This is a genomic window from Nonomuraea sp. NPDC050478 (genome assembly GCF_044458265.1).
In the GTDB taxonomy this organism is placed as follows: domain Bacteria; phylum Actinomycetota; class Actinomycetes; order Streptosporangiales; family Streptosporangiaceae; genus Nonomuraea; species Nonomuraea ferruginea.
The window spans coordinates 863806-886173 of the sequence record NZ_JBITHT010000003.1; the positions used below are offsets into that span (position 1 = coordinate 863806).

Consider the following 22368-nt stretch of genomic DNA (forward strand, 5'->3'; position numbering starts at 1 on the left):
CCTGGACTTGTACGAGAGCGCGAACCGTCATCGGAGGTGGGCGGTGTCGTTGAAGGACTTCACCACCGGGTTGCCGTCGGCGTAGTGCTCGATGAGCGACAGGCAGGCCAGGTCCAGGTGCATGCGGTAGAGGGCGGCCGGGGGCGCGTCCAGGGCCAGGCGCAGCAGGGTCTTGATGGGCGTCACGTGGGAGACCAGCAGGACGGTGCGGCCCTCGTACCTGTCGATGAGGCGGCGCTGGGCGCGGGTGACGCGGTCGGCGACGGCGGTGAAGCTCTCGCCGCCCGGCGGGGCGACGTCGGGGTCGGCGAGCCAGGCGGCCAGCTCGGCGGGCCATCGGCGCTGGATCTCGGTGAACGTGTGGCCTTCCCACGCGCCGAAGTCCGTCTCCCTGAGGTCCTCGTCCGTCTCCACGTCCAGGCCGGCGCGCTCGGCGACGGTCTCGGCCGTCTGCCTGGCGCGGGTGAGCGGGGAGGTGACGACGGCGTCGAGCTTGTACGGGTCGCGCGTGAGCCTGTCGGCGGCCGCGGCGGCCTGGGCGAGGCCGTTGGCGGTGAGCTCGGGGTCGCCGAGGCCGGAGAAGCGGCGTTCGACGGAGAGCGGGGTCTCGCCGTGGCGCAGGAGGACGAGCGAGGTGGCGACGCGGGTGGGCGGGGCCCAGCCGGTGCCCTTGGCGGTGCGCTGCTGGGTGGTGGCGACGGAGGCGGTGGGGCCCGACAGGTCGAGGAGGTCGGTCTGCTCCACGAGGCGGGGGGCTCGGGTGGAGGGCCGGGGCGTGGTGCCCGGCGCCGGCGTGCCTCCGGACGGCGGGCCCGTGTCCAGAACGGACGCGCCCCCGGACGGCGTCCCGCCGGACTTCCAGGAGAGGCCCTGGGCGGCCGCGTCCATCGCTTCGTTGGCCAGGCGGTCGGCGTGCTCGTTGCGGGCGCGCGGGATCCAGGTCCACTCCGTCACCCGCAGCCGCCTGGCCAGCTTGCCCGCTTCGAGGGCGAGCGGGCGCAGGCCCTCGTGCTTGACCTTCCAGCGGCCCGCCATCTGCTCGACGACGAGCTTGGAGTCCATCCGCACGGCCACCCGTGCGCCCTCGCCGCCGACGTCGAGCGCCAGGCGGAGGCCGGCGATCAGGCCGCGGTACTCGGCGACGTTGTTGGTGGCGACGCCGATGGCCTCGGCCGACTCGGCGAGGGCCCGGCCGTCGGCCGCGTCGCGGAGGACGGCGCCGTAGCCGGCCGGGCCGGGGTTGCCGCGGGAGCCACCGTCGGCCTCGACGATGTAGGCGGTCACTCTTTCCTCTCAGCGCGGGGGGACGGGGTCACAGGCCCGACTCCGCCGTGCGGACGAGGATGCGGCGGCACTCGTCGCAGCGCACCACCTCGTCGGCGGCGGCGGCCTTGATCTGGTTCATCTCGGCGATGGACAGCGCCACCTTGCAGCCCTGGCAGCGGCCGCCCTGCAGCATGGCGGCGCCGACCCCGTACTGCTCGCGCAGCTTGTCGTACAGCTTGAGCAGGTCGGCGGGGATGTCGCCGACGACGGCGGCGCGGCGGGACCGGACCTCGCCCGTCTCCTTGTCGATCTCGGCGAGGGCGGCGTCGCGGCGGGACTCGGCGTCGGCCAGGGTCGCCCTGGCCTCGTCGCGCCGGGTCTTGAGGTCGGCGGCGCGGGCGTCGGCGGCCTCGCGGCGCTCCATGATCTCCAGCACCACCTCTTCGAGGTCGCTCTGCCGCTTGTTCAGGGAGACGATCTCGGACTGGAGGCCGGCCAGGTCGCGCGCGGAGGACACGGCGCCGGAGTCGAGACGCTGCTGGTCGCGTTCGATGCGGGTGCGGACGGTGTCGACGTCGCTCTCGGCCTTGGTCTGCTCCCGCGCCAGGTCACCGGCCTCGGTCTCGGCCTCGATGACCTCGGTGGCGTGCTTGGCGTAGCGTTTGGACTGGTCGTCGATCTCCGCCAGCTCGGGCAGGCTGCGGCGGCGGTGGGCCAGCCGGTCGAGCGCGGAGTCGAGCTCGGCGAGGTCGAGGAGCCTCTTCTGGACCTCGGGGGCTGCTTTCATGATCAATATCCTCTTGTCCAAGCATCGGTGACCGTGGCGGAGACACGTGTCTCAACGTTAACGCCCCTGGCGGTGAGGATGGACGCGGCGGTGTCGAGCCAGGGCCATTCGGTGGCCCAGTGGGCGGCGTCGATCAGCGCGGGCCCGCCCGCCTCGACGAACTCGCTGGCCGGGTGGTGGCGCAGGTCGGCGGTGAGGAACACGTCGACGCCCGCCGCGCGCGCGGTGGCCAGGAGCGAGTCGCCGGCGCCGCCGCTGACCGCGACGCGCGAGACGCGGCGGGACAGCGAGCCGGCGACGCGGATGCCCCAGGCGGTGGCGGGCAGCCCGGCGGCGGCCTGGGCGGCGAACTCGCCGAGCGTCAGCTCCTCCGGCAGGTCGCCGACGCGGCCCAGGCCGCGCCACGGGTCGTCGGCGAACGGCTGCAGCGGCACCAGGTCGCCGGTCAGCCCGACGGCGCGGGCCAGGGCGTCGGAAACGCCCGGGTTGGCCACGTCGGCGTTGGTGTGGGCGGTGAACAGGGCGATGTCGTTCTTGATGAGCCGGTGGACGAGCCTGCCCTTGGGCGTGGTGGCGGCGACGGTGGTCGTGCCGCGCAGGTAGAGGGGGTGGTGGGTGACGATGAGATCAGCGCCCCACTCCACGGCCTCGTCGGCGACGGCGGCGACCGGGTCGACCGCGAACAGCACCTTCTCCACACTCTGGGCCGGGTCGCCGCAGACCAGGCCCACGGCGTCCCAGGATTCGGCCCGGCCGGGCGGGTAAGCCGCCTCCAGCACGTCGATAACGTCGGTCAGTGTCCATGCAGCCACCAGGGCAGACTATCGGCCGGCGCGATCTCCGTCGGTCATGGCGGCGAGTCCGGGCGAGGGGTGGGCACCGAACCCGGTTCCGCGTAATGTAAGTGGATCCTGACTCGGTGGAGGGTGGCATGACACCTAGGGTCGCGATCATCGGCGCGGGCTTCGGCGGATTGTGCATGGCGATCCGGCTCGAACGCGCCGGGATCCGCTCGTACACGATCTTCGAGAAGGCGGGCGGGCTGGGCGGCACGTGGCGGGACAACAGCTACCCCGGCGCGGGCTGCGACATCCCGTCGCATCTGTATTCGTACTCGTTCGAGAAGTACGCGAGCTGGACCCGGAGATATCCGGAACAGCCGGAAATCTTAGGCTATTTAGAACACTGCGCCGACAAATACGACGTCAGGCGAAAAATCAGGTTCAGCACCGAGGTCACCGACGCCACCTTCGACGGCTCACGGTGGCAGCTGACCGCCTCGGGCACCACCGAGGCCTTCGACGTCCTGGTCATGGCGGTCGGCCAGCTCAACCGCCCCCGCCTGCCCGACATCCCCGGCATGGACGACTTCGCCGGCACGTCCTTCCACTCCTCCCGCTGGGACCACTCCCAGGATCTCACCGGCCGCAGGGTCGCGGTGATCGGCAGCGGCTCGTCGGCGGCCCAGCTCATCCCGCCCGTCGCCCGGCAGGCGGAGCGCCTGGAGGTGTTCCAGCGCACCCCGAACTGGGTGATCCCCAAGCCCGACGCCACCTTCAACGCCGCGGTCAGGCTGGCGTTCCGGTTCGTGCCCGGCCTGCAGCGCGCCTACCGCGAGTACATCTACCGGTACGCGGAAGCCACGCTCTACCCGGCGCTGGCCCGCGGCTGGAGCGAGGACCTGCTGCGCAGGCGCGCCCTGAACCACCTGCGCGACCAGGTGAAGGATCCCGAGCTGCGGGCCACGCTCACCCCCGACTACCCGCCGGGCTGCAAGCGGGTGGTCATCGACAGCCGCTTCTACCCGGCCCTGACCAGGCCCAACGTGGACGTGGTGACCGACAAGATCGTGCGCATCACGGAGAAGGGCGTGCAGACGACCGAGTCGGTGCACGAGGCCGACACGATCGTGTACGCGACCGGCTTCCGCAGCACCGAGTTCCTCGCCCCGATGCGGGTCACGGGCCGCGACGGCGCGGACCTCGCCACCCGGTGGGCCGGCGGCGCGGAGGCCTACCTGGGCATCGCGGCGCCGGGCTTCCCGAACATGTTCCTGCTGTACGGTCCCAACACCAACCTCGGGCACAACTCGATCATCTACATGATCGAATGCCAGGTGAACCACATCATGAACTGCCTGCCGCACCTGTCGGACGGCCGCCGGCTGGAGGTGCGGCCGGAGGTCATGGACGCCTGGCGCCGGCGGCTGGACGAGGCGATGGCGCGCATGGTGTGGGGCGACGGCTGCCGGAGCTGGTACAAGACCGCCGACGGCCGGGTCACCAACAACTGGCCGGGCACCACGATGCTCTACCGCAGGCTGACCGCCAAGCCCCCGCGCGCCGCCTACAGGGAGGTTTGAATCCGCCGACCAAGAAGGGGGCCGGAGCTCGTGCGGACCGACATGGCGGCGGCGCGGGCCCGCGCGGTAGCGTCCGCCTCATGACGTCTTCCCTGCACCGTCGCTCCGTCGTCGCCGACACCCACAACGACCTGCTGATGGCGGTCTCGGCCAGGCCGCCCGAGCGCTGGGCGGCGTTCTTCCGCGAGCGCTGGCTGCCCCAGCTCAAGGAGGGCGGGGTGCGGCTGCAGGTGCTGCCGGTCTTCATCGACGACCCGTACCGTCCCGAGGGCGCGCTGCGGCGGACGCTGCGCATGATCGAGTGCGCGCACGTGATCGCCGAGGGGAACGCGGGCGACGTGCGGCTCTGCACGGACGCGGCGGGCGTCGACGCGGCGCTGGACGACGGGCTAATCGCCCTGGTGCTGGCCATGGAGAGCATGCCGGGGCTGGACGCCAGCGTCGAGCTGATCCCCACCCTGCACCGGCTGGGCGTGCGGATCGCCTCGATCGCCCACTGGGGCCGCACCCCGCTGGCCGACGGCAGCGGCGAGGACGCCACCGGCAGCGGGCTGACCTCGCACGGCGTGGCCGCGCTGCGCGAGATGGAACGGCTCGGCATGATCTTCGACGTGTCCCACCTGGGCGCGTCGGGCGTGGCGCACGTGCTGGAGCTGGCCACCCGGCCGGTCATGGCGACCCACTCCTCCGCGCGGGCGCTGCGCGACCACCACCGCAACCTCACCGACGAGCAGCTGCGCGGGGTGGCCGCCACCGGCGGGGTGATCTGCGTGAACTTCTTCGCCGGGTTCCTGACCGAGCACGAGCACGAGGCGACGCTGGACCATCTGCTCGACCACATCGAGCACGTCGCGGGCGTGGCCGGGATCGACCACGTCGGCCTGGGCCCGGACTTCATCCGCGAGGTGATGGCCGACGTGATGCCGCCGTGCGAGGAGGTGAGCTACGGCGTCGACGTGCTGGCCGCCATCCCCGGCCTGGAGGGCCCGTCGGGGCTGCCCATGGTGACCGAGGGCCTGCTCGGGCGCGGCCTGCCGGAGAAGGACGTGCAGAAGATCATCGGCGGCAACGTGCACCGCTTCCTCACCGGCACGCTCGGGTAGACCCACCAGGTGGAGATACGCGAGCTGCGCCGGTTGGAGGAGTTCCACGCGGCGTACCGGCTCTTCGACGACATCTGGCACCCGGACCCGCGCAACGCGCCCGTCCCGGTCGAGCTGATGATCGCCTTCGCGCACGCGGGCGGCTACGTCGCGGGCGCCTTCGAGGGTGGCCGGCTCGTGGGCGCGTCCGTCGGGTTCCTGGCGGCTGACCGGGCCCTGCACTCGCACGTGACCGGCGCGCTGCCGGGGCGGGGCGCCGGGTCCGCGCTCAAGCTGCACCAGCGGGAGTGGTGCCTGCGGCGCGGGCTGGAGCGGATCACCTGGACGTTCGACCCGCTGGTCCGCAGGAACGCCTGGTTCAACCTGGTCAAGCTGGGGGCCAGGCCGGAGGCGTACCTGGAGCGGTTCTACGGGGTGATGGCCGACGAGATCAACGAGGGCGACGAGTCCGACCGGCTGCTGGCCGTGTGGCGGCTGGACCGGCCGCCGGGCACGGCGGTGGAGGCCCGCTACCCCGCCGTGCTCGCCGACGCGGGCGGGCGGCCGCTGGTCAAGCCGGCCGAGGGGCGCACGGTGCTGGTGGCGACGCCGCCCGACATCGAGACGCTGCGCGGGCAGGACCCCGGCGCGGCCCGGGAGTGGCGGCTGGCGACCCGCGAGACGCTGGGCGGGCTCATGGCCGCGGGCGCTCGCGTAACCGGTTTCACCCGTCACGGGGAATATGTCGTGGAGCGGGATTGATTTCTTTGCAGTGGTTCATCAACGTGACTCCTCCGTTCCCGGGGAGGGAGCGGCTTCTCGCTAGGCCGCTTGCGCGGTGTCGCGAAGGGCAAGCCCTGCCCTCAAGATGTTGACCGCCGCGTTCACGTCGGCATGCGTGGTATGCCCGCACCCCGTGCACACGAACTCGGCTTGGGTGACGCGGTTTTCCTTCGCGCAGTGCCCGCATCGGGCACACGTGCGGGAGGTGCCGGCAGGGGTCACCGCGATCAGCTCTCGACCGGCGCTTTCAGCCTTGTACGCGAGGATCTGCAAGAACACCCCCCCCAGCCCGCGTCCAGGATCGACCTGTTCAGGCCCGACTTTTGAGCGACGTTCCGGCCAGGCCGCTCGATCGTGCCGGACGCCGAGCGGGTCATATTCGCGATCCGCAGGTCCTCACGCACGATCAGGTCGTAGCCGCGGACCAGGGCCAGCGCCGCCTTGTGCGCGTGATCGAGGCGCTGCCGCCGAACCTTGGCATGGAGGGCGGCCACACGGGCGACCGCTTTACGGCGGCGTTCGCTCCCCCGCTTCTTGCGGGCGAGATCACGCTGAGCGGCGGCGAGCTTGCCCATGGATGCGACCAGGTAGCGCGGGTTGCCCACCTGTGCGCCGTCGCTCGTCGTCACGAGTGAGGCTACGCCCATGTCCACGCCGACCGCCCTGCCGGTCGGCGGCAAGAGGTCGGTGGGGACGTCGTCGCACGACAGCACGACGTACCAGCGGCTGCCTTCCCGCTTCACGCTGACCGTCTTGACGCGGCCGCGGACCGGCCGGTGCTGGTGTACCCGGACGTGGCCGATGCCCTGCAATCGCACGAACGTGGCGGACGGGTCCTGCGGCTGAGAGTCCCACCGGCAGCCGTCGCCGTCCTTCGGCCAGTCCACCGTGCCGAACCGGCTGCGCCCCTTGAACCGGGGGAAGCCCGGCGTGCGCCCGGCCTTGACCCGGGAGAAGAACGCGGCGAACGCCTTGTCCAGACGGCGCAGCGTGGCCTGCTGGGAGGAGAACGACCACAGGCCCTGACCGTCCGGATCGCCGGCACGGATGTGTTTGAGGTCGGCCGACTGATCGCCGTATCGTATGCTCACGCCAGCCTTGGCGTAGGCGGTGCGGCGGTGTTCCAGCGCCGCGTTGTACAACTGGCGATGCTCCTCCAGACACTGCGCGAGCGCGACGGCCTGCTTGCTGGTGGGGCGGAGGGGGAACTTGTAGGACCCGCGCACGCTCACCCGCCTTGGACGCTCATCATGTGTCGAGCAGTCCCGCTGACACCCGAGGCCGCACGCTGCGCCGGGGGAGGCATACATTCGACGAGCGACTCGGTAATCATATCGTCACTGACAGTTCAACGGCCAGTAAACAGAACAGCCACCTGTGACCGTGCTCACGCTGATCCAGCAGGCGCAGCGGATATTCGGCGGCTGACCGCTGAACGAGGAACCGGACTTTCCGCGATAAGGGGCAGACTGGCGGGCATGCTGGAGACCTCCGCCCGCCTGCTCAAGCTGCTCTCTCTGCTCCAGGCGCACCGGGAGTGGACCGGCCCCGAGCTGTCGGCGCGGCTCGGGGTCACCACCAGGACGATACGCAACGACGTCGAGCGGCTGCGCAGCCTCGGTTATCCGGTGCACGCCACGCCGGGCGTGGCCGGCGGCTACCGCCTGGGCGCTGGGGCGGCGCTGCCGCCGCTGCTGCTGGACGACGAGGAGGCGGTGGCCGTCGCCGTCGGGCTCGGCCGGGCCGCCGGGGGCGGCGTGGAGGGCATCGAGGAGTCGTCGGTGCGCGCGCTGGCCAAGCTGGAGCAGGTGCTGCCGTCCCGGCTGCGGGCGCGGGTGGGCGCGCTGAACGCGTACACGGTGCAGATCCCCGGCGAGGCCCCGTCGGTGCCGCCCGCGCTGCTGACCACGATCGCCAACGCCGCCCGCGACCGGGAGCGGCTGCGCTTCGACTACACCGGGCACGACGGGTCGGCGACCGTCCGCGACGTGGAACCGTACCGGCTGGTGCACCGGCGCGGCCGCTGGTATCTGGTGGGCTACGACGTGACCCGGCAGGACTGGCGGACGTTCCGGGTCGACCGTCTCAGGCCGCGCGTCCCGTCGGGCCCCCGGTTCACCGCGCGGGAGCTGCCGGAGGACGGCGACGTGGCCGCGTACGTGGAGCGCGGCGTGAACACGGCCATGTGGCGTCACCGCGGCACCGTGCTGCTGCACGCCCCGGCCGAGCGGGTGCGGGAGCTGGGTCTCGGCGACCGGATGGAGATCGAGCCGGCCGGGCCGGACACCTGCGTCCTCAAGCTGGGCAGCGACGACCTCGACGGCATGGCCGTCTGGATCGGCTTCCTGGGCCTGGACTTCGAGGTGCTGGACCCGCCCGAGCTGGCGGAGGCGGTGCGGCGGCTGGCGGAGCGTTACGGGCGGGCGGTCAGCGAGCGGTAAGGGCCCGGTCAGCGGCGGGCGGCAGCCTCGGCGGCATGAACATCACCCAAGTCGCGGGCAGCAGGGACGACTTCCAGCTCGTCCGCCACATGACCGTGGAGGGCGGCCAGACCGAGATCGGCCGCCGCCTCACCGAGGAGGCGCTGCGGCTCGGCTGGCGGCCGCAGCCGTCGCACCCCACCGTGAACCGGGCCAGGCGGGCCTGGTTCGAGCGGCACTGGCCGCAGCAGCACGCCCGGATGGACGGCGCGGCCGAGGCGCTCGGCCTGGACCCGGACCAGGACGAGCTGGCCCTCGACGGGCTCGGGTACGTCCCTGCGGGCTCCGCCTGCTCGGCCCTGTGGGTGCCGCCGTCGGCGTCGGCGGACGGGCACGGCAGGATCGGCCGCAACTACGACTTCTTCACGCTGACCACCAGTGAGATCATGGGCGGTGATCCGGCGCCGGGCGAGCCGCCGATGGCGTCGCGCCCGTACGTGATCACCACGGTCCCGGACGACGGCCTGGCCTCCACCGTGATCACGATGTCCGACCTGGACGGGTGCATGGACGGGATCAACGAGGCGGGGCTGGCGGTGACGCTGCTCATCGCCGACATCGACCAGGCGTCCCCGCCGGAGAACGTCTCCCCCCAGGTGGGGCTGAGCAGCGTGCAGCTGCCCCGGTTCCTGGTGGAGACCTGCGAGACCGCCGAGCAGGCCAAGCAGGCGCTGCTCTGCGCCAAGCAGTACGACCACGGCACGCCGCTGCACTACCTGGTGGCCGACGCGCACGGCGGGGCGTTCGTGTGGGAGCGCGGCAGGGACGGCTCGGAGCACGTCGTGGAGTTCGGCGGCGGGCCGCTGTGCGTCACCAACCACCTGCTGCACCGCAATCCGGACCCGATGGCGCTGCCCGCCGACACCGAGAACACGCTCGGCACGTACGGGCGGCTGCGCGCGCTGTACGAGCGCAGCAAGGGCGTCACGCTGTCGGGCCGCGACCTGCGTGACAGCCTGGAGGCGGTGCGGCAGCCCGAGTTCGGGCCGTTCCGCACGCTCTGGAGCACCGTCTTCGACACCGCCGAGCGGACCCTGTCGACCTCCTTCTACCTGGGTGAGGAGCGCTACACCGAGGAGCTGGTGTTCAGCCCGCGTCGAGGTACTCCTGCCTGACCTTGGACCGCGACAGCTTGCCCGTCGGGGTGCGGGGCAGCCGCTCCCGGTACTCGATCACCCTCGGGTGCTTGAACCTGGCGATGCGCGGGCCGCAGTGGGCGAGCAGCTCCGCGGTCAGCTCCGGGCCGGCGGCGACGCCCTCGGCCGGCTCGACGAGGGCGACCACCTTGTGGCCCCACTCCTCGTCGGGCACCCCGATGACGGCGACGTCGGCGACCGAGGGGTGTTCCAGCAGCGCGGCCTCGATCTCGGCGGGGTAGATGTTGACCCCGCCGGAGATGATGAGGTCGGTGCGCCGGTCGCACAGGAACAGGAAGCCGTCCTCGTCCAGGTAGCCGATGTCGCCGGGGGCGTACCACTCGCCGCGCATGCTGGCCGCGGTCTTGGCCGGGTCCTTGCGGTACTCGAACTTGCCGAGGCTGGACTTGACGTAGACGAGGCCGGGCTCTCCCGGGGGCAGCTCGGTCCCGTCCTCGGCGAGGATCCTGGCTTCGAAGGTGGGCGCGGGCCGCCCGACGGTGCCGGGCCTGGCCAGCCAGTCGTGCGGCTTGACGGAGAAGGCGATGGTGGACTCGGTGGAGCCGTAGTACTCGTAGAGCACCGGCCCCCACCAGTCCATGATCCCTTGCTTGACGGCGACCGGGCAGGCTGCGGCGGTGTGGATGACCTGCTGGAGGCTGGAGAGGTCGTGGCGCCGCCTGACCTCGGCGGGCAGTTGCAGCATCCGGTGGAACATGGTCGGCACCATCATCGCGTTCGTCACCCGGTGGCGCTCGATCAGCTCCAGCACGGTCTCCGGCTCGAACCGGGGCGCGATCACCACGGTGTGGCCGAAGTGCAGCGCGAACTGGGTGTGGGCGCACGGCGAGGAGTGGTACATGGGCGAGGTCACCAGGTGGATCCCGTCGCCCGGCTTCAGGTCGACGACCTCGCCCAGGAACCAGGTGTACATCGGCACGATCGCCTCGGGCTCGGCGCCGGGCAGCGGCCGCTGCACCCCCTTGGGGCGGCCGGTGGTGCCGGAGGTGTACCACATGACGGCCCCGGCGGTGCGGTCGCCGGGCGCGGTGGCGGGCTGCCCGTCCGCGAGCCCCGCGGTGCCGATCTCGGCGCCGGGGACCGCGTACTCCTGGCTGGTGACGACGAGCTTGGCCTCGGAGTCCTTGACGATGTAGTCGATCTCGGGCGCGGCGAGGTGCCAGTTGATCGGCACGTAGTACAGGCCGATCTGGCCGGTGGCCATGAGCATGATGACCTGGTCGAGCCCGTTGGGCAGCACGCCGGCCACCACGTCCCCGTTGCCGAGGCCGCGCCCGCGCAGCCCGTGGGACACCTGGTTGACCAGCGCGTGCAGCTCGCCGTACGTGGTGCGCGAGCCGTCGGTGTCGATGACGGCGACCCGGCCGGGGTCGGCCTGGGCGATGGCGTAGAAGCCGGGCGACTGGCTGATGTCCATCACAGCTCCAGCAGGTCGGCGATCCTGGCACGGTGGATGCGGGGCGGGCCGAGCAGCACCTCGTCGGTCTTGGCCCGCTTGAAGTAGAGGTGGGCGTCGTGTTCCCAGGTGTAGCCGATGCCGCCGTGCAGCAGCAGGCTGTCGCGGGCCACCTCGAAGCAGGCGCGGCCCACGTACGCCTGCGCGAGCGCGGCGGCGCCCGGCAGCTCGTCCGGGGCCTCGTCGGCGGCCCAGGCGGCGTAGCGGACGATCGACTCGGCCTGCTCCAGCTTGCAGTGCATGTCGGCGAGCTTGTGCTTGACGCCCTGGTAAGAGCCGATGTAGCGGCCGAACGCGACCCGGATCTTGGCGTAGCCGACGATGGCGTCGAGCGCGGCCCGCAGCACGCCCAGCTGCTCGGCGGCGAGCGCCACGGCGAGCCGGTCGGCGATCCCGTCGGCGGGCTCGCCGAGCGTCCGGGCGGGCGCGCCGTCCAGGACGACCCGGGCCTGGCCGCGGGTGATGTCGAGGGTTTCCAGCGGGGTCCTGGTGACGCCCTCGCCGGTGAGGTCGACGGCGTGCAGCGCGGATCCGGCGGTCACGAGCAGCACGTCCGCCTCCATGCCGGACAGCACCTGCGGGAGCGTGCCGCTGAGGCGGCCCGTGTCGTCGGCCGTGACGTCCGCTCCCGGCAGGGCGAGGGTGGCGGCGACGCGGCCCTCGGCGATGCCGGACAGCAGCTCCTTGTCGGGCGCCCGGGTCAGCGCGACCGCGGCGAACACGGTGGCCAGGAAGGGGCCGGGGAGCAGCACCGCCCCGGTCTCCTCCAGCGCGACGGCCAGCTCGGCGAAGCCCGCGCCCGCTCCCCCGTACTCCTCGGGGACGATCAGCCCCGACAGGCCGAGCTCGCCGTTGAGCCGCGCGTACACCTCCGGGTCGTGGCCCTGGCGGGACTTGGCCGGCGGCGAGGCGGCGGCGAGGAAGTCGCGGACGGCGGCGCGCAGCTCGCGCTGCTCCTGGCTGGGTACGAGTTTCACGCCTGCGTCCCCACCTTCAGGTCCTTGAACGGCACGGTCTTGTCCACCCGGGGTTCGGGCGGCAGGTTGAGCACCCGGTCGCCGACGATGTTGCGCATGATCTCGTTGGTGCCGCCGCCGAGCGCCAGCCCCGGCGCGGTGGCGAGCACGGTGCCGAGCGGGTGGCCGCCGACGACCGACCCGGGCCCGGCCAGCCGCGTGGCGAGGTCGGCCTGGTAGAGGGTCAGCTCGGCCAGCAGCAGCTTGGCGGCGCTGCCGCGGGCGCCGGGGAACACCCCCGCCTCGGTCTCCTGGGCCAGCCTCTGGTTGAACAGGGCCAGGGCGCGCGAGCGGATGTGCAGCTCGACGAGCTCGTCGCGGACCAGCGGGTCGCTCGTGTCGAGCGTGCGGCGCAGCGCCTCCAGCGAGGCGGGGTTGTCCTTCTGGCCGCCCATGCCGACCCCGGCGGAGATCGACAGCCGCTCGTGCAGCAGTGTCGTGACGGCGACGCTCCAGCCGTCGTCGACGTCGCCGACCCGGTGCTCATCGGGGATGTGCACGTCGTCGAAGAAGATCTCGTTGAAGTTGGACCGGCCGCTCATGTCCTTCAGCGGCCTGACGGTGACGCCGGGATGGTGCATGTCGACCACGAACATGGTCAGGCCCTTGTGCTTGGGCACGTCCACGTTCGTCCGGGCGAGCAGCAGCCCCCAGTCGGCGTGCTGGGCGACCGACGTCCACACCTTCTGGCCGTTGACGATCCAGTCGTCGCCGTCGCGCTCGGCCCTGGTCTGCAGGCTGGCCACGTCACTGCCGGCCCCGGGCTCGGAGAAGAGCTGGCACCAGATCTCCTCGCCGCGCAGCAGCGGCCGGACGAACCGCTCGCGCTGGGCGTCGGTCCCCCGGTCGACCAGCGTCGGGCCGGTCATGCCCAGGCCGATGGAGAACACGTAGATGGGCAGGGTGAAGTCGCGGGCCGCGGCGGCGAACGCGCGCTCCTCCTCCTGGGTCAGGCCCTGGCCTCCCCACCGCTCCGGCCAGGTGATGCCGGAGTATCCGGCGTCGTAGAACCGGGCCATGAAGTCCTTGGCCTGGGCGATCGGATCACCGTCCGCGCGCCCTTCCGACGGGACGTTCCGCTCCAGCCAGTCCCTGGCGGCGCGCTGGTAGTCCGCTGGGTTCACATCGACTCCCTCGCATCAGTGCTCACTTACTCTAGCCACGCCTTCGCGGACCGTACAGAGCAATGATCTGGTGGAGATTTGCACCATTTGTCGCCGAATCTCCGCCAATTGGAATTAAGGTGACTCTATGTGATGACATGACCACGGAGGGGAGCAGGTGGTCACACGGTTCATAGGGTCCATGCGGGGGCGGCTGACGCTGATCGCCACCGCGTACATGGCCGTGCTGTGCCTCGCGGCGGGCGGCTACCTGCAGTATGCGCTCTACCAGACGTCCGCCGACCACCAGCGCGACGCGCTGGAGCGCAGGGCCATGGTGGTGGTCGAGCTGATCCAGCACGAGGAGATCCCGAAGCGGATCGCGTCCGACCATCGGATCGACATCCAGGTGATCGACGAGACGGGCAGGGTGGTCCTCTCCAACTCCGACATCGCCGGGAAGCCGCGGATGAGCACGCTGGTGCCGCCGGACGGCAGCGTCAGCACCACCGTGGAACAGTGTGACCTGCCCCTCTACCCCGACCAGTGCAACTGGGTCGTCGCCTACCGCTTCGCCGGGCCGTCGGGCCCCGACTGGCTGGTCTACACGACCGAGAAGATCGTTCCCTGGTACGTCGCGCCGCGGGTGCCGCTGGCCCTGACGGCGATCTTCCTGGCGCCGGTGGTGCTGACCGCGATCGGCGCGTGGCGGGTGGTCACCAAGACGCTGAAGCCGGTGGACCGCATCCGCGCCCGCCTCGCCACGATCACCGCCACCGACGTCGGCATGCGGGTGCCGGTGCCCCGCCACGACGACGAGATCCGGGCGCTGGCCATCACCGCGAACCACACGCTGGAGCGGCTGGAGTCCGCGGCCGAGCGGCAGCGCAGGTTCGCCTCCGACGCCTCCCACGACCTGCGCAGCCCGATCACCGCGATGCGCACCCGGGTGGAGGAGGCGCTGCTGTATCCCGAGGAGATCGACTGGCCGAGGACCGGCCGCGAACTGCTCGACAGCCTGGACCGGCTGCAGGCAATCGTGACCGACCTGCTCATGCTGGCCAAGCTGGACGCGGGCGCGCCGGGCGAGCGGGAGACGCTGGACCTGTCCGAGGTGGCCCGGGCCGAGGCGGCCAGGCGGCGCGGCAAGCGGGTGGTCACCACCCTGCAGCCGGGCGTGCTGGTGACCGGCGACCGGCTGAGGCTCAGCCGCCTGATCACCAACCTGGTCGACAACGCCGAGCGGCACGCCGAGTCCACGATCATCATCACCGTCCGGAAGGACGGCGAGGCCACGCTGGAGGTGCTCGACGACGGCGCCGGCATCGCGCCGGAGGACCGCGAGGTCGTCTTCGAGCGGTTCGCCCGCCTGGACGCCTCCCGCAACCGCGACGCCGGCGGCACCGGGCTCGGCCTGCCCATCGCCCGCGAGATCGCCCACGAGCACGGCGGAAGGCTCACGATCGAAGAGTCCGACCGCGGTGCCCGCTTCGTCCTACGATTGCCTCTGCGGGGTGATTAGAGTTACGGCCTGTGACTCCAGGTTTTGGCCGGTTACGGCGTGATGACTTGTTGAAGGCGTCCTGCGAGGTGATCGCCGCGCAGGGGTTCGGGCACACCAGGACCATCGACATCGCCAGAGCAGCCGGCGTCAGCCAGGCGCTGCTCTTCTACCACTTCGAGACCAAGGACCGGCTGTTCGCCGAGGCTTTCGCGTACGCCGCACGACGCCATATGGAGTCGCTCGCCGCCGTCGAGCGCTCCCCGAAGCCGCCGCTCGACCGGCTGCGGGCGCTGCTCAGGCTCTCCTCCCCCACCGCCTCCCCCGAGGGGTGGCGGCTGTGGATCGACGCCTGGGCGGAGTCGATGCGCAACAAGGACCTGCAGCGCACCTCCCGCAGGCTGGACGTGCAGAGCAGGCAGGTGATGCAGAGCATCATCGAGGCGGGGGTCGCCGCCGGGGACTTCACCTGTCCCGACCCGGAGGGCGCCACCTGGAGGATCTTCGCGCTCGGCGACGGCCTGGCCATACAGATGAACGTGCACGGGCGCGTGCTGCCCCGGCGCCGCGTCACCGAGCTGGTCAAGACCGCCGCCGCCAGGGAGCTGGGCCTGTCCGCCGACGACCTGTGAGGGGCTCCGGGCGGTGTGCGGGCCGTCTCAGAGTTTTCTCAGGTCGGGAAAGTAGGCTCCCCGCATGAAACGTACGGCCGCGCTGGTCGCGGTGCTCGCTCTGCTCGGGGTGACGGTGTGGCTGGTGTGGCCGTCCGTGCCCGAGGTGCGCGGACAGGCCCAGCGCATCACCGTCGTGGACGGGCCGTCCGACGACCAGCGGGTCGAGCTCGACGTCACCTTCTTCCCGCCGCCGGGAGGCGGCAGGGCGCCCGCCGTGCTGCTCGCGCACGGCTTCGGCGGCAGCAAGCGGAGCGTCCGCGCGGAGGCGACGGAGCTGGCCCGGCAGGGCTACGCGGTGCTGACCTGGTCGGCGCGCGGCTTCGGCGGCTCGACCGGCGAGATCGCGCTGAACTCGCCGGACTACGAGGTCAAGGACGTCAAGCAGCTCATCGACTGGCTAGCCGGGCGTCCCGAGGTGCTGCTCGACGCGGCGGGCGACCCGCGCGTGGGCATCACCGGCGCCTCCTACGGCGGCGCCATCGCGCTGCTGACCGCGGCCCACGATCCCCGCGTGGACGCGATCGTCCCCCAGATCACCTGGTCCGACCTGGGCGACGCGCTCTTCCCCGACGCCGCGGGCGGCGGGCCCGCCAACGGCGTGTTCAAGCGCATGTGGGCCGGCATCTTCTTCGGCCAGGGCGGCGCGGTCCAGAGCGGCGCCGCCGAGGGGCTGGAGGCGCTCACCCGCCGGCCGCAGCCGATGACCGCCGAGCAGGCGCGGTGCGGCCGCTTCCTGCCCTCGATCTGCGAGATCTACCAGGACGTCGCCGAGACCGGCAAGGCCACCCCGGAGGCCGTCGAGCTGCTCAGAGCCTCCAGCCCGGTCCACGTGGCGGGCCGCGTCAAGGCGCCGACGCTGCTCATCCAGGGCCAGCGCGACTCGCTGTTCCCGCTCGGCCACGCCGACGCGAACGCCAGGGCCATCGCCGCTGCCGGCACGCCCGTCTCCCTGGCCTGGTACGACGGCGGCCATGACGGCGGCAACGGCGAGGCCGACTGGCTGCGTGAGCGGACGCTGGCCTGGTTCGGCCGCTACCTGAAGGGCGACGACACCGCCGCGGTGAGCGCCTTCACCATCACCCGCGACGGCGGCCGTGACCCCGGCACCCGCCAGCGCATCCGCCTGCACCCCGAGGCCGACGCCTACCCCGGACTCGGCGGCACCGACGTCACCGCCGTCACGCTGAGCGGGCCGGAGCAGCACGTCGCCAACCCGCCGGGCGGCTCCCCCGCCGCCGTCTCCACCGTGCCCGGCGTGAGCGGCCTGCTCGGCGACGGAGGCCAGGGCACCACCGGTCTGTCGATCGACATGCCCGGCCAGAGCGCCGCCTTCGAGTCGGCCGCACTCACCGCGCCGCTCCAGCTCACCGGCAGCCCTTCGGTCAAGGTGAGGGTCCACGGCAGCGGCGAGGTGACGCTGTTCGCCAAGCTCTTCGACGTGCCGGACTCGTTCCAGCCGCCGGCGCTGCCCGCGGGGCTGGTCGCGCCGTTCCGGGTGACGATCCCCGAGGGCGCCGGCAGCGCGGAGGCCACCGTCACCCTGCCGGCGGTCGACCACCGCTTCGAGACCGGCCACCGGCTGCGGCTGGTGGTGTCCACGACCGACATGGCCTACGCCACTCCGGCCGAGCCCGCCTCCTACCGGATCGGGCTGGCCGCGCCCGCCCTGTCGGTGCCGACCGTGTCCTCGCTGGCCGCACCGCCGTCCGGGATCGCCTGGTGGGTGTGGGCGATGCCGCTGGCGGCGATCGCCGTCGCCGCGGTCGTGCTCGCCACCGGCCGCACCGGCGCCCGCCGCGCCGCCGGGCCGCCCGCGGCCGAGCGCGTCCCGGCGGCGGACGACGCGCCGCCGCTGGAGATCAGCGGGCTCACCAAGGCCTACCGCAACGGCGAGCTCGCCGTCGACGGCCTGTCGTTCCGCGTCGAGGAGGGCCAGGTGCTGGGCCTGCTCGGCCCCAACGGCGCCGGCAAGACCACCACGATGCGCATGATGATGGGCCTCATCCGCCCCGACGGCGGCGGGGTCCGTATCTTCGGCGAGCCCGTCACCCCGGGCGCGCCGGTGCTGTCCAGGCTCGGCTCGTTCGTCGAGGGGCCGGGCTTTTTGCCCCACCTGTCCGGGCGCGACAACCTGGAGCTCTACTGGGCCGCGACCGGCCGTCCGGCCGCCGACGCCCGCTTCGACGAGGCCCTGGAGATCGCCGGGCTGGGCAAGGCGCTGGAGCGCGCGGTGCGCACCTACTCCCAGGGCATGCGCCAGCGCCTGGCCATCGCCCAGGCCATGCTCGGCCTGCCCGACCTGCTCGTGCTGGACGAGCCCACGAACGGCCTCGACCCGCCCCAGATCAGGGAGATGCGCGAGGTGCTCAAGCGCTACGCGCGCGACGGCCGCACGGTGATCGTCTCCAGCCACCTGCTGGCCGAGGTGGAGCAGACCTGCAGCCACGTGGTGGTGATGCACCGCGGCAAGCTCGTCACCACCGGGCCGGTGTCGGTGCTGCTCAGCACGGCCACCGCGACCAACGGGCACGGTCCGCGCCTGGAAGACGTGTTCCTCGACCTGATCGGAGACAAGGCATGACGGCCGCACCCGGCTACGCGCCGCGGCGTACGCTGCCGCTGCGGGTCGAGATCGTCCGGCAGTTCAAGCGGCGGCGCACGATCGTCGCGTTCGGGCTGCTGCTGGCGCTGCCGTGGATCCTGGTCATCGCCTTCCAGTTCGGGCCGCAGGGCCCCGGCAACGGCCAGGGGCTGCGGATCTCCGACCTGGCGACGGAGAGCGGGCTCAACTTCGCCGCGTTCGCGCTGTCGGCCTCGGCGAGCTTCCTGCTGGTGGTGGCGGTCGCGCTGTTCTGCGGCGACACCGTGGCCAGCGAGGCGAGCTGGTCCTCGCTGCGTTACCTGCTCGCCGCGCCGGTGCCGCGCGACCGGCTGCTGCGGCAGAAGCTCGTCGTGGCGCTCGGCTACTCGGCCGCCGCGGTGATCTGCCTGCCGCTGATGGCCCTGCTGGCGGGCACGCTGGCCTTCGGCTGGGACGACATCCAGGTGCCCGGCACCGGCGAGACCATCCCGGCGCTCGACGTGCTGCCCCGCTTCGGCATCGTGATCGGTTACGCGCTGGTCAGCCAGCTCGTCGTGGCGGCGCTGGCGTTCCTCATCTCCACCGTCACCGACTCGCCGCTGGGCGCGGTGGGCGGCGCGGTGGGGCTCTGGATCGTCTGCACCATCCTGCAGGCGGTGGAGGCGCTGGGGGTGCTACGCGAGTTCTTGCCGACGTTCTGGAACAACGCCTGGATCGACGCCCTGGCCCCCGAACTCGACTGGAGCGGCATGGCCAAGGGCGCCTCGGTGTCGATCACGTACGCGGCGATCCTCATCGCGGTCGCCTTCCGCCGCTTCCGGGTGAAGGACGTCGTCAGCTGAGTAGGGTCGGCCCATGCGGTTCAGGGTGCTCGGGCCGTTGGAGGTACGCCGGGCGGCGGGCGAGCCGGTCTCCGTGCCGGGGCGGCGGCCGCGTGCGCTGCTGGTGATGCTGCTGCTGGGGGCCGGCCGTCCGGTCGCGGTACGGGACCTGATCGACGGGCAGTACGGCGCGGACCCGCCGGCGGGGGCGGCCAACGCGGTGCAGGCCCAGGTGTCGCGGCTGCGGCGGGTGCTGGAGCCGGGGCTCATCGGGTTCACCGGCGCCGGCTACCGGCTCGACGTCGACCCTGACGACGTGGACGTGCACCGCTTCGAGCGGCTGGTCCGCCAGGGACGGCGGGCGGCGGAGGCGGGGGATCCGCCGCTGGCGGCCTCCCTCCTCCGTGAGGGGCTGGCGCTGTGGCGGGAGCCGCCGCTGGCGGACCTGCCGTCGGCGGTGGCCGCCGCGACGCGGCTGGAGGACCTGCGGGTGTCCGCCGCCGAGGACCTCGCGGAGGCCGAACTGGGCCTGCCCGGCGGCCCCTCCGTGGGCGAGCTGCGGCGGCTGGTGGCCGCCCACCCGCTCCGGGAACGCCTGCGCGCTCTCCTCGTACGGGCCCTGGCGGCGCAGGGGCGGCAGGCGGAGGCGCTCGGGGCGTTCGAGGAGGGGCGGCGGCTGCTGGCCGACGAGCTGGGCGTGGACCCGTCCGGCGAGCTGGCCGCCGCCCACCTCGCCGTACTGCGCGGCCCGGAGTCCGCCCCGCCCGCCGGGGGCGGGCTGCCCGCGCGGCTGACGAGCTTCGTGGGGCGGGAACGGGAGCTCCACCGGCTGGCCGCCCTGCGCGGCTCCCGCCTGGTGACGGTCGTCGGGTCCGGCGGCACCGGCAAGACCCGTCTCGCCGTCGAAGCCGCCTCCCGTGACCCCCTGCCCGCCTTCTTCGCGGACCTCTCCACCCTCCCGGCCTTCCCCTCCGCAGGGAGCACGCCTTCGGTGGGTGAGGTGGCGCGGGTGGTCCTGTGGGCGCTCGGGGCGCGGGAGGGCGGGTTGCGCGCGCCGGGCGGCGGGGATCCGGTGCGGCGGCTGGTGGCGGCGCTGGCGGGGAGGCCGGCGCTGCTCGTCCTGGACAACTGCGAGCACGTGGTCGAAGCCGCCGCCGAGCTGGTGCGCGCGCTGCTCGACGAGTGCCCGGACCTGAGGATCCTCGCCACCGGCCGTGAGGCGCTGGGGATCACCGGCGAGGCCCGGCTGGACCTGGCGCCGCTCGGCCTGCCGCCCAGGGAGGACTCGCCCGTACGGGACGCGCTGCGGTACCCGGCGGTCAGGCTGTTCGCGGAGCGGGCGGCGGCCGTGCGGAGCGGGTTCGCCGTGGACGAGGGCAACGTGGCCGACGTCGTGCGCGTCTGCGCGGCGCTGGACGGGATACCGCTGGCGATCGAGCTGGCAGCGGCCCGGCTGCGCGCCTTCGGGGTGCGGGAGGTGGCGCGGCGGCTGGCGGAGGACGGCCGGTTCCTGGCGCTGGACCGGGGCGAGCGGGGCGCCGTCGGGCGGCACCGGACGCTGCGGGCCGCCGTGGAGTGGAGCTGGTCCCTGCTCACGCCGGACGAGCGGGCGGTGGCCGCGCGGTTCTCGGTGTTCACCGGGGGCGCCGCGCTGGAGGCGGTCCTGGGCGTGTGCGGACCGGACGCCGCGGACGCGCTCGAAGGGCTGGTGGACAAGTCGCTGGTGCTGTTCGACGGAGACCGCTACCGGATGCTGGAGACCATCCGCGAGTTCTGCGCCGGGCGGCTCGACCGGGCGGGCGAGCGGGAACGGGTGCGGGAGCGGCACGCCGGCTGGTTCGAGGGCATGGCGCGGGAGGCCGACCCGTGGCTGCGGCGCGGGGAGCAGATCGGCCGGCTACGCCTCCTGTCGGCCGACCACGGCAACCTGATGGCGGCGCTCACCTGGGCCGTCCGGCACGACAGGCCGCTGGCCTTGCGGCTGGTGTCGGCGCTGGCGACGTACTGGTGGCTGAGCGGGCGGCAGAGCCAGGCCGCGTCGCCGGCCGCCGCGCTGCTGGACGGCCCGGTCGAAGGGCTGGAGGAGGAGTACGTGCTGTGCGTGGTGCACGCCGCGCCCGTCGCCGGCCGGGAGCACTGGGCGCGGGCCGAAGCGTACATGCGGGGGTTCCGGCGGCCGTTGCGCAACCCGTTCACCGCGGCGCTGTGGGGGATGACGGCCGGCCCGTTCGCCTCGGGCGTGCGGCCGGCCGACGATCGGGTGCTGGGGTCCGATCCGTGGAGCATGGCGCTGGGCCGGCTCGGCTGGGCGCTGGTCCGGTGGCTGGACGGGGAGCCCCGGGCGGCGGAGCGGGAACTGGAGGCGGTACTGGCGCTGTTCCGGCAGGTCGGCGAGCGGTGGGGGACCGCGCAGGCGCTCGACGCCCTGGCCACCATCGCCGGGCGGCGCGGCGAGTGGGCGCGGGCGCGTGAGCTGTGGCGGGAGGCGCTGGAGCTGCTGGACGAGCTGGGCGCCCTGGAAGAGACCGCGGATGTGCTGGCCCACCGCGCCGAGGCCTTCCTGCGCGAAGGAGATCCGGCTCAGGCCCTGGCGGGCTACCGGCGGGCCGAGGAGGCGGCCCGGCGGGCGGGGCGCGAGGTGCCGGTGCCGGTGTCGGCGGGGCTGGCGGAGGTCGCGCTGCTCGAAGGGGACCTGCGGGAGGCCCGCCGCCTCCTGGAGGCGGCGCTCGCGGCGTCGGACGGCGCGGTGTTCGGGGCCCGGCACGCCCTCGTGCGGGTGCTGCTCGGGCTCGCCCGCCTGGCCGAGGCGGGCGACGCCGGGGCCCTCGGCGCGGAAGCCGTCTCCGGCGAGATCCTCGCCGTCGCGCGCGATGTCCCGCTCGGCACGGTCCTGGCCGACGCCGCCGAGGCCCGGGCCGCCGCCGTCCTCGCCGGGACGAGGACCCGCCCATCGGACACGCGCACCGCCGGAGAGTCCGGCGCCGGTGAGGTGGACGCCGGGGAGCCGGTCGCGACGCCTGCGGAGCCCGGCGCCGGTGAGGTGGACGCCGGGTGGCTGGTGGGGGTGTTGCTGGGGGCGGCGGTCGCGCTGCGGGGGGCGCCGGTGACGGGTGATCGGCACGCCGCGCGTACCGCCGCCGGAGGGCGGGCGCTGTCCGGGGCGGAGGCCTTCGCCGAGGCGTACGCGCGAGGGAAGGCGATGAGCAGGCAGGAGGCGCTCGCGCTGCTGGAGGGCGGAGCGCCCGCGAGACGCTGACGACGCTGTCAGCGGACCGGGGGCGGGTTGTCAGCGGCGGGCG

18 protein-coding genes are annotated in these 22368 nt (G+C 73.1%); 10 read left to right on the forward strand and 8 right to left on the reverse strand.

Annotated features, from left to right (window positions below):
• Positions 1-27: 27 nt before the first annotated feature.
• From ACIBF7_RS18325 to ACIBF7_RS18335, 3 genes are read right to left on the reverse strand one after another with little or no spacing between them, the layout of a single operon-like run.
• A complete protein-coding gene (locus ACIBF7_RS18325; RefSeq protein WP_397197637.1) occupies positions 28-1284 on the reverse strand; it encodes a bifunctional RNase H/acid phosphatase in 1257 nt (418 codons plus the stop codon).
• Between the two features lie 28 nt (positions 1285-1312).
• Complete coding sequence (locus tag ACIBF7_RS18330) at positions 1313-2053, reverse strand: zinc ribbon domain-containing protein (RefSeq protein ID WP_148030279.1); 741 nt, start codon at positions 2051-2053, stop codon at positions 1313-1315.
• A 2-nt stretch (positions 2054-2055) separates the two neighbouring features.
• Complete coding sequence (locus tag ACIBF7_RS18335; RefSeq protein ID WP_397197638.1) at positions 2056-2865, reverse strand: Nif3-like dinuclear metal center hexameric protein; 810 nt, start codon at positions 2863-2865, stop codon at positions 2056-2058.
• A gap of 119 nt (positions 2866-2984) precedes the next feature.
• Between ACIBF7_RS18335 and ACIBF7_RS18340 the strand changes: the two genes are divergently transcribed.
• The 3 genes from ACIBF7_RS18340 to ACIBF7_RS18350 all read left to right on the forward strand — a co-directional run bounded on the left by ACIBF7_RS18340 (position 2985) and on the right by ACIBF7_RS18350 (position 6259).
• Positions 2985-4415, forward strand: a complete 1431-nt coding sequence (locus ACIBF7_RS18340) for a flavin-containing monooxygenase (protein WP_397197639.1) — start codon at positions 2985-2987, stop codon at positions 4413-4415.
• Between the two features lie 80 nt (positions 4416-4495).
• Positions 4496-5518: a membrane dipeptidase gene (locus tag ACIBF7_RS18345; protein ID WP_345482507.1), complete on the forward strand. Its 1023-nt coding sequence runs from the start codon at positions 4496-4498 to the stop codon at positions 5516-5518.
• 9 nt (positions 5519-5527) lie between these two features.
• Positions 5528-6259, forward strand: coding sequence for a GNAT family N-acetyltransferase (locus ACIBF7_RS18350; protein ID WP_397197640.1), 732 nt, complete (start codon positions 5528-5530; stop codon positions 6257-6259).
• A 60-nt stretch (positions 6260-6319) separates the two neighbouring features.
• Here ACIBF7_RS18350 and ACIBF7_RS18355 read toward each other — a convergent pair whose 3' ends face one another.
• Positions 6320-6559, reverse strand: coding sequence for a zinc ribbon domain-containing protein (locus ACIBF7_RS18355; RefSeq protein ID WP_397197641.1), 240 nt, complete (start codon positions 6557-6559; stop codon positions 6320-6322).
• Positions 6508-7506 (reverse strand): RNA-guided endonuclease InsQ/TnpB family protein, encoded by a 999-nt coding sequence (locus ACIBF7_RS18360; protein WP_397197642.1) that lies wholly within the window; start codon positions 7504-7506, stop codon positions 6508-6510. Before ACIBF7_RS18360 ends, ACIBF7_RS18355 begins: the two co-directional genes overlap by 52 nt.
• 252 nt (positions 7507-7758) lie before the next feature.
• On the opposite strand from ACIBF7_RS18360, the gene ACIBF7_RS18365 reads away from it, so the two are divergent.
• Together ACIBF7_RS18365 and ACIBF7_RS18370 are read left to right on the forward strand one after the other, a co-directional pair.
• Positions 7759-8721, forward strand: coding sequence for a YafY family protein (locus tag ACIBF7_RS18365; RefSeq protein WP_364230061.1), 963 nt, complete (start codon positions 7759-7761; stop codon positions 8719-8721).
• 35 nt (positions 8722-8756) lie between these two features.
• Positions 8757-9875 (forward strand): C45 family autoproteolytic acyltransferase/hydolase, encoded by a 1119-nt coding sequence (locus tag ACIBF7_RS18370; protein WP_397197643.1) that lies wholly within the window; start codon positions 8757-8759, stop codon positions 9873-9875.
• Here ACIBF7_RS18370 and ACIBF7_RS18375 read toward each other — a convergent pair.
• From ACIBF7_RS18375 to ACIBF7_RS18385, 3 genes are read right to left on the reverse strand one after another with little or no spacing between them, the layout of a single operon-like run.
• On the reverse strand, positions 9847-11334 hold the full coding sequence (locus ACIBF7_RS18375) for an AMP-binding protein (RefSeq protein ID WP_397197644.1): 1488 nt from the start codon (positions 11332-11334) through the stop codon (positions 9847-9849). The two genes, ACIBF7_RS18370 and ACIBF7_RS18375, sit on opposite strands and share 29 nt — an antisense overlap.
• Positions 11334-12350, reverse strand: a complete 1017-nt coding sequence (locus ACIBF7_RS18380) for an acyl-CoA dehydrogenase family protein (RefSeq protein WP_397197646.1) — start codon at positions 12348-12350, stop codon at positions 11334-11336. Before ACIBF7_RS18380 ends, ACIBF7_RS18375 begins: the two co-directional genes overlap by 1 nt.
• Positions 12347-13513 (reverse strand): acyl-CoA dehydrogenase family protein, encoded by a 1167-nt coding sequence (locus ACIBF7_RS18385; protein ID WP_397197647.1) that lies wholly within the window; start codon positions 13511-13513, stop codon positions 12347-12349. The genes ACIBF7_RS18380 and ACIBF7_RS18385 overlap by 4 nt, the downstream gene beginning before the upstream one ends.
• A gap of 181 nt (positions 13514-13694) precedes the next feature.
• On the opposite strand from ACIBF7_RS18385, the gene ACIBF7_RS18390 reads away from it, so the two are divergent.
• The 5 genes from ACIBF7_RS18390 (at position 13695) to ACIBF7_RS18410 (ending at position 22325) form a co-directional block, all read left to right on the forward strand.
• Positions 13695-15014, forward strand: a complete 1320-nt coding sequence (locus tag ACIBF7_RS18390; protein ID WP_378525132.1) for a sensor histidine kinase — start codon at positions 13695-13697, stop codon at positions 15012-15014.
• Between the two features lie 50 nt (positions 15015-15064).
• Positions 15065-15625: a TetR/AcrR family transcriptional regulator gene (locus ACIBF7_RS18395; protein WP_364230071.1), complete on the forward strand. Its 561-nt coding sequence runs from the start codon at positions 15065-15067 to the stop codon at positions 15623-15625.
• Between the two features lie 64 nt (positions 15626-15689).
• Positions 15690-18248, forward strand: a complete 2559-nt coding sequence (locus tag ACIBF7_RS18400) for a CocE/NonD family hydrolase (protein WP_397197648.1) — start codon at positions 15690-15692, stop codon at positions 18246-18248.
• Positions 18245-19090 carry an ABC transporter permease gene (locus ACIBF7_RS18405; protein ID WP_378525130.1) on the forward strand — a complete coding sequence of 282 codons (846 nt, stop codon included), beginning with the start codon at positions 18245-18247 and terminating at the stop codon, positions 19088-19090. Before ACIBF7_RS18400 ends, ACIBF7_RS18405 begins: the two co-directional genes overlap by 4 nt.
• A gap of 13 nt (positions 19091-19103) precedes the next feature.
• Positions 19104-22325, forward strand: coding sequence for a BTAD domain-containing putative transcriptional regulator (locus ACIBF7_RS18410; protein WP_397197649.1), 3222 nt, complete (start codon positions 19104-19106; stop codon positions 22323-22325).
• Positions 22326-22368 lie beyond the last annotated feature (43 nt).

Coding starts and splice junctions, on each gene's coding strand:
- ACIBF7_RS18405 (WP_378525130.1), top strand. CDS start 18,245: ATGACGGCCGCACCCGGCTACGCGCCGCGGCGTACGCTGCCGCTGCGG.
- ACIBF7_RS18375 (WP_397197644.1), bottom strand. CDS start 11,334: ATGGACATCAGCCAGTCGCCCGGCTTCTACGCCATCGCCCAGGCCGAC.
- ACIBF7_RS18390 (WP_378525132.1), top strand. CDS start 13,695: ATGCGGGGGCGGCTGACGCTGATCGCCACCGCGTACATGGCCGTGCTG.
- ACIBF7_RS18330 (WP_148030279.1), bottom strand. CDS start 2,053: ATGAAAGCAGCCCCCGAGGTCCAGAAGAGGCTCCTCGACCTCGCCGAG.
- ACIBF7_RS18345 (WP_345482507.1), top strand. CDS start 4,496: ATGACGTCTTCCCTGCACCGTCGCTCCGTCGTCGCCGACACCCACAAC.
- ACIBF7_RS18400 (WP_397197648.1), top strand. CDS start 15,690: ATGAAACGTACGGCCGCGCTGGTCGCGGTGCTCGCTCTGCTCGGGGTG.
- ACIBF7_RS18370 (WP_397197643.1), top strand. CDS start 8,757: ATGAACATCACCCAAGTCGCGGGCAGCAGGGACGACTTCCAGCTCGTC.
- ACIBF7_RS18365 (WP_364230061.1), top strand. CDS start 7,759: ATGCTGGAGACCTCCGCCCGCCTGCTCAAGCTGCTCTCTCTGCTCCAG.
- ACIBF7_RS18340 (WP_397197639.1), top strand. CDS start 2,985: ATGACACCTAGGGTCGCGATCATCGGCGCGGGCTTCGGCGGATTGTGC.
- ACIBF7_RS18410 (WP_397197649.1), top strand. CDS start 19,104: ATGCGGTTCAGGGTGCTCGGGCCGTTGGAGGTACGCCGGGCGGCGGGC.